This is a genomic window from Actinobaculum sp. oral taxon 183 str. F0552 (assembly GCF_000466165.1).
Classification (GTDB): domain Bacteria; phylum Actinomycetota; class Actinomycetes; order Actinomycetales; family Actinomycetaceae; genus Peptidiphaga.
Window position 1 is genome coordinate 1 of the sequence record NZ_KE951457.1, and the last position, 6,416, is coordinate 6,416.

Here is a 6,416-nt window from a genome sequence, read left to right on the forward strand (position 1 = left end):
GCGCCGCGGACCGAGCCGTTCGGCGGCCGGCGGGCGCCCGGACCGCGACGCCGGCCAGGCCTCGGACCGTCATAGACTTCGTGGAGCGCCCCTTCGAGGGCATGGCCGTGGAAAGAGAGCTCGTGGCCATGCGGGAGATCCTTCCGCTGGCGACGCTGGCCGCGCGCACCACCGCGGAGCACGGGGGCTGCGACGTCGTCCTGACCACGATCCTGCCCTCGATGGCGGGCGCGCTCTGCCGGGCGGACGGCGTGCTGCTGGTCGCCGCGCAGACGGTGACGAACTCCGGCGACGCCTCCCTCGACATCGCGGCGCGGATCCAGGCAGGGCTTGGCCTCCGGCCGGGCGAGGCCTTCCAGGTTCCCGGCCAGCCCGATCCCGGTCCGCGCCTTCAGGACGTCCTCGACCCGGAGGGCTTCGGCAGGCTCGAGCTGCACGAACAGCCCACCTTCTGGATGACCGAAGAGGAAGCCTCCGAGCCCGACAACAGGCAGTCCCTGGAGAGCGCCCGCGAACGACTCGTCCCCATGAAGGAAGTCCCGGGAGTCGAAGGCGCGTTCTGGTGCCGCATGAACCGCGAATTCGTGCGCTGGGTGCGCCCCGAGCCGCGCGACGCCGTGCTCGACGGCCTGGCGAGGCTCCGCGCGTCGGGCGATTTCTCCTTCGACGGGTCGCGGTTCGTCGGGGCGTTCCGCGCCCTCGGGCTGACCATCCCCGTCTGGGAGCTGCAGCGGGGCGCCGAAGCCGAGGAACTGGCCGGCCCCATGGCCGACTTCGCCCCGAAGCTGGAGGCCGCCATCGCCTCGGACGGACCGCTCACCGCCGAGGAGAAGCGCGCCCGCGCGGGAATCGTCTCCCGCCAGGTGACCTTGCGATAGGCTCCGGGCCGCCCGGTGGCCGCAGCGTCCGCCGCACCGCATGCGGTGCCCGGCCAGGCGGAGGGGCGAACGAGCCGGGCCGACCGCACCCGCCGCTCTCCCCGGCTGCGGGAGGACACGGTCGAACCGGCGACGATGCGCCATTTCCCCTCGTCCGCCCCGCGTTGCACGAAATTCGGTGCGCAGGGGGATAGGCTTATGGCGTGACTACATCCGACCAACGCGTTGCAGTGATCATTCCCGCGAAGGACGAAGAGGATCGCATCGGCGCGACGGTCCGTGCTGCCCGTGCCATTCCGCACGTCGACCTCGTCGTGGTCGTCGACGACGGCTCCTCGGACGGGACCCAGAAAGCGGCCCGAACGGCGGGCGCGACGGTGATCAGGCATTCGGTCAACCGCGGCAAGGCGTCGGCGATGGAGACGGGGGCGAGCGTGGTCGCCATGCGCGACGAAGAGGGCAGGCCCGCGCGCCTGCTCCTGTTCCTCGACGCGGATCTCGGCGAGTCGGCCGTGGAGGCGGCACCCCTCGTCGAACCCGTCCTGGCCGGCGCCGCGGACTGCACGATCGCCGCGCTTCCCCCGCAGGAGGGCGCCGCCGGCCTCGGATTCGTCACGGGACTGGCTTTCAAGGCGATCCGGCGGGCCACCGGATGGAGGCCGCGCCAGCCCATCTCCGGCCAGCGCTGCCTGACCCGCAAGGCCTTCGACGCAGCTCGGCCGCTCGCCGCGGGCTGGGGCGTGGAGACGGGCATGACGATCGACCTCCTGGTCGCGGGATTCACCCTGCAGGAGGTCGTCTGCGAGATCAAGCACCGCGCATCGGGCGGCGACTGGGCCGGGCAGCGCCATCGGGCCGACCAGTACAAGGGCGTGTTCATGGCGGTCAACGGGCGGCGCTTCCGCCGCGTCCGCGTGCCCAAGGCCAAACGCCGCGGAGTCAGCGTCGACTTCGAGCCCTACAACGCCTTCGGAGGGTGAGTCCGCGGCGATCCGCCCGCCCCCGCGACGGGAGGCTCTTCAGCGGTCTCCCCGGCTGATGACTCCCGGCCGTTCGAAGCTCCGGCCTCTCCGATCGATGCGCCGCCCCCGCCGACCGTAGCCTTCTCCCGCATCTCCTCGACGTCTCCGTCCGGAGCCTGCGAGCCGGCGCCCACCGACCCGAGCGGGTCGGCCTCCTCGAAGCGGACGACGGCCACGCACCACAGTGGGATCGAGAATGCCAGGCCCATGGCCGGCACCAGGATCCCCGAATCGTTGACGAACATCCCCACCACCAGAGCCCAGCACAGCACGATCACGCTCATTCGCAGCACCGGAAGCTCGTTCCACGCCCGGGAGCGTGCGAGGACGCCGATCCGGAAGCCTCCCCGGCGGTGCAGGCGCCATGCCCAATAGGCGGCGGCGCCCAGCGCGGCGACCAGGAGCGCGATCGCCGGCCACGGGAGGTTCCCGAAGACCTGGGCGAGTTTGCGCGCGACGATCTCCAGCCCGTTGCCGTGGAGCACCGTTTCGACGAAGCGGCCCAGATGCGACCTCTCGGAGACGGGGCTGAGGTAGTCGGCCACGGCGAAGGCCGTGGAGACCACCAAGGCCAGGAACAGCACCGCTGCGATGCGCAGGCATGTGAGCCTCCTCCGGAAGATCATCATCGCCAGCGTCCCCAAGGCGACGATGAGCACGGGGGGCCCGCCGAAGTCGGCCCCGTAGCCCGCCGAGCCGTCGAGGAACACCGCGACGGCTCCGACCGCGACGATGAGCCAGGCGGCCTTCCTCCTCTCCCCCCGCGAGTACAGGCGTTCGCCCGCCCACGCCAGGGAGAGGATCAGGCCGGCGGTGAACAGGGCGAAGGCCGAGTTGGAGAAGCCGTAGAACCGCCAGCCGACCAGGGGCTGCGTGCCGAACAGGGCCGCCAGTTGGAGGGGGTAGGCCAGGACGTCGTCGAAGGCGACGTCGAGCATGAGCGTGACGACGACCAGCCCGCCGATCACGCCGAAGGGGGCGAACGATCGGTCCTTCCATCGCGGGTTGAGGGCCAGAGCGGCGATGAGCGTGGAGAAGGTGACGAGCAGCCCGACGAACACGCCGGCCGCGCGGGGGGAATACCACCACGGAACGAGGTTGACCAGCAGCGAGGCCACGGGGACGGCCGCCAGCAGCGTCGACAGCTGGACGAAGAGCCTGCGGGTCGTCCCCTTCCAGCGGGAGCGGGTGAGGAAGAGGGCCAGGACGGCCGCGAACATGGCGCCCAAGAGGATGAAGAACGGCCCGGAGAGCGAGCGCACCGTCTGGGAGCGGACCTCGTTGCCGACGAGTTCGCGGACGTTCTCCTCGCCGGAACCGTTCGGCGTGGAGACGATCGTCGACCCGATGGCGTCCGCCGCCTCGGAGGAGCCCGGCGCTGCCCAGTCGAGGAGTGTGGGCATGAGGTCGGTGATCTGGACGTATCCGCGCTGGCGGGTCGCGTCGGAGCTGGCCGTCAGGGGCGGGCCGCCGGCCAGGGTCATGCCGCGGGCGACGCGGGGCCCGGCCGCCGCGAAATAGCCGAGCGAGGGACGGGAGCTCTGGCTGTCGGCGAGCGAGGCGGCCAGGACGGTCGCCTTCGGGTCCTTCTCCCGTATGGCGCGCAGAAGGCTGGCGAACCGGGCGTCGAGGGCGGAGATCTGCGCGGTGACGTCGCGGGACGCGGACGGCTCGGAGGCGAAGAATCCGCCGAGCCTGCGCCAGAACCCCGGCCGTCCGCCTCCCGACGCGGACAGCTGCGACTCCGGTCTGCGGACGGCGCCGAGGTCCACGACCGTCACCTTCGAGCCGGCGGCCTTCTCGAGGTAGGCCTTGGCCGCGGCCCCGGAGTCGTCGGCGGCACCGGCGCTGGTTCCCCGAACGGACCCCGGAATCGGCGCCAGATCGGCGTAGTCGGCCCGGAGGCGTCCCTTCGGGTCGGTGAGCGCCATCGCGGCGCCCGGGCCGATGGCCGTCGTCTTCGCGTTCCTCAACGCCTTGCCGAGCCGCCCGAGTCTGGCGTGGTACTTGCTGGCGGAGTTGACCTCGACCAGCTCGGTCCACCTGGACCGGGCCTTGGGCGGGCGGCAGGCGGGTGCGTCGTCGATCGTGCGCTGTCCCGCGCCGAGGGTGAGCCAGCCCTCTGTGGGGCACGTCGTCTCGTTGATCGTGCGGACCACGAGGTCGGCGGTGGAGGCCTGCTTGCCGAAACGGTAGAGGTTCGGCGCGGTGTCGGCCGTGACGTCCTTCCAGCTCACGCCGGAGAATCCGACGACGACGACCGATCCCTCCGTTCCCCGGCTCGGGGCCGCTCCCTCCGCGCCGGCTCCGATCCCGGGCGCCGCGCCGCCCTGCGCGGGCGCGCCGAACGCCGGGCCCACGACGCCCGCGAGGCAGGCGAGAGCGCCCACGAGACCGAGGATGAAGCGGCATGCCGGACGCAGGAGCATGCGACCAGACTACAACGCGAGACTAAACTGAGTCAGTGCTGCAGGAAGGCGACGCTGCGAGAGAGGAGAGCGCCATGTCCGGCCGTCCCGGGGACCCCCCTCGTTTCTCCTACCTGGGGCCCGCAGGCACCTTCACCCATGCGGCGCTCAGGCAGGTGGCGGGCGACGCCTGCGAGGTGCCCGCGCACGACGTGCCCTCGGCGCTGGAGATGGTGCGCAGGGGCGAGGCCGACTACGCGGTCGTCCCCATCGAGAACTCGGTCGAAGGCGGCGTCAACGCGACACTGGACAGCCTGACGGCCGGAAGCCCCCTGGAGATCAAGGCGGAGATGCTCGTGCCCATCGTCTTCTGCCTGGCCGTGCGGCCGGGAACGGGGCTCGGGGACATCCGCCGCATCGCCACGCATCCCCACGCCTGGGCCCAGTGCCGCCGGTGGATCCGGGCGCACATCCCCGAGGCCGTCCACGTGCCCGCGACCTCTACGGCGGCCGGCGCCCGGCTCCTGGCCGACGGCCGGGCGGACTTCGAGGCGGCCCTGTGCCCGCCGGGCACCGAGGCCATGTTCGGCTTGGAGTCGCTGAGCCGGGACGTCGCCGACAACCGCGGCGCGATCACGCGCTTCATCATGGTCGGGCCGCCGGGGCGGCAGCCGGACCGCACGGGCGCGGACAAGACGACTCTCATGGTGCAGCTGCCCCACGACGAGGCGGGGGCGCTGCTGAGCATGCTCGAGCAGTTCGCGGCCCGAGGCGTCAATCTCTCCCGCATCGAGTCGCGGCCGGTCGGCGACGCCCTGGGGCGCTACGCCTTCTCCATCGACGCCGAGGGCCACCTGCACGACGAGCGCATCCAGGCCGCCCTCATAGGCCTGCACCGGGTATGCCCGCGGGTCGTTTTCCTGGGGTCCTATCCCTCCGCCGGCGGGACGAGGGTCGAACCCCGCCCCGGCACCTCCGATGCGGACTTCGTGGCCGGCAGGGCCTTCGTCGAGAGTCTGCTGCGCCGGGGACGGCAGCCGGAGTGAGCGGCCCTCGGGCGGCCCGCCGAGAGGTCCGAGCCCGTCAGAGCACGTGCACGAGCAGAGTGCCGCGTTCGATGCGGGCTCTGACGTTCCAGGCGTAGCCGAGGGCGTCGCCGTCGGCCTCGACCAGCTCGGGGTCGCCGGCCTGCACGTGCACCGAGCGCATCCGGCGCAACTCGATGGAACCGACCTCGGGCAGCATCTGGGGCCGCCGCCGCAGCCCGAGGCTCTGGAGGCCGACCCTGCGGACGAGGTCGCCCCAGCCGAGCAGTCCGATCTTCGTGTCGACGACGACGAGGTCCAGCCAGCCGTCGTCGATCCTCGCGTCGGGGGCGAGGACGAAGCCTCCCGGCAGACGCCCGCAGTTGGCGAAGAGGATCGCCCTGGCCTCCAGGTCGAACTCGTTGTGGCCCTCGCCGGCCACGATGTGGGCCTTGACCCGCCTGCGTCTGAGGTACCTGAGCCCCGAGACCACGTAGGCGCCCCATCCCATGGTGCGCTTGAGGCCGCGGCCGGCGCTGTGCATGACCGCGGCGTCGAATCCCATGCCGGCGATCACGAGGAAGGGGGTGCTTCCTGCGAAGGCGTGCGAGTCCGGGGCGATGCGCGCGATCGCGGCCGTCTGCTCCAGGCTCGGCCCGTCCGCCTCGACCCAGCCGACGTCGATGCGCCGGGAACGCCCCGTGATGGCGATCGAGGCGAGGTCCCGCACGCCGGATCCGATGGGCAGGCCCAGGTTCCTGGCCAGGAGGTTGCCGGTTCCCGTCGGCAGGATTCCGAGGGGGACGCCGCTGCCGGCGAGCTCCCCGGCCACGTGGCGGATCGTGCCGTCGCCGCCGACGGCCACGACGACGGCCGGATCGAGGGCGAGGGCCGCCCGGGTCTGGCCCACGCCCGGGTCGTCCTTCGCGGTGGGCAGCCAGACGGGCGGGGCGTATCCGGCGTCGATGGCCGCCTGTTCGACCACGGCCTGGATGTCGTCGAGGGCGCCGACGTGGACGGGGTTGTAGACGACGGCGACGGCCCGGGGCCCGGCTGGTGCCGCCGGAGCGGCCGGCCCGGGCC

Annotated in this window: 5 protein-coding genes; 3 read left to right on the forward strand and 2 right to left on the reverse strand. The window is 72.4% G+C overall.

The genetic code is table 11. The annotated features are described in order from the left end of the window. Positions 1-878 (forward strand): DUF5926 family protein (locus HMPREF0043_RS08150; protein ID WP_021602549.1); only part of this gene is annotated, 878 nt, incomplete at its 5' end. Positions 879-1,081: 203 nt separating this feature from the next. Beyond that, the gene (locus HMPREF0043_RS08155; RefSeq protein WP_040318187.1) at positions 1,082-1,858 is read left to right on the forward strand and encodes a glycosyltransferase; all 777 of its coding nucleotides are present in this window, start codon (positions 1,082-1,084) and stop codon (positions 1,856-1,858) included. Here the strand turns inward: HMPREF0043_RS08155 and HMPREF0043_RS08160 are convergent. Next, positions 1,837-4,329, reverse strand: a complete 2,493-nt coding sequence (locus tag HMPREF0043_RS08160; protein WP_021602552.1) for a Tat pathway signal sequence domain protein — start codon at positions 4,327-4,329, stop codon at positions 1,837-1,839. The genes HMPREF0043_RS08155 and HMPREF0043_RS08160 overlap by 22 nt on opposite strands. A 74-nt stretch (positions 4,330-4,403) precedes the next feature. On the opposite strand from HMPREF0043_RS08160, the gene pheA reads away from it, so the two are divergent. Then, entirely contained in the window at positions 4,404-5,354 is a 951-nt protein-coding gene (gene pheA, locus HMPREF0043_RS08165; protein WP_040318188.1) for a prephenate dehydratase, read from the forward strand. Positions 5,355-5,391: 37 nt separating this feature from the next. On the opposite strand, the gene HMPREF0043_RS08170 is transcribed toward pheA, so the two are convergent. After that, a partial coding sequence (locus HMPREF0043_RS08170) for a diacylglycerol/lipid kinase family protein (RefSeq protein ID WP_021602554.1) occupies positions 5,392-6,416 on the reverse strand: 1,025 nt, incomplete at its 5' end.

What these genes read in the sequence shown, in the direction of transcription:
- HMPREF0043_RS08160 (WP_021602552.1), bottom strand. Translation starts at nt 4,329, where the DNA reads ATGCTCCTGCGTCCGGCATGCCGCTTCATCCTCGGTCTCGTGGGCGCT.
- pheA (WP_040318188.1), top strand. Translation starts at nt 4,404, where the DNA reads ATGTCCGGCCGTCCCGGGGACCCCCCTCGTTTCTCCTACCTGGGGCCC.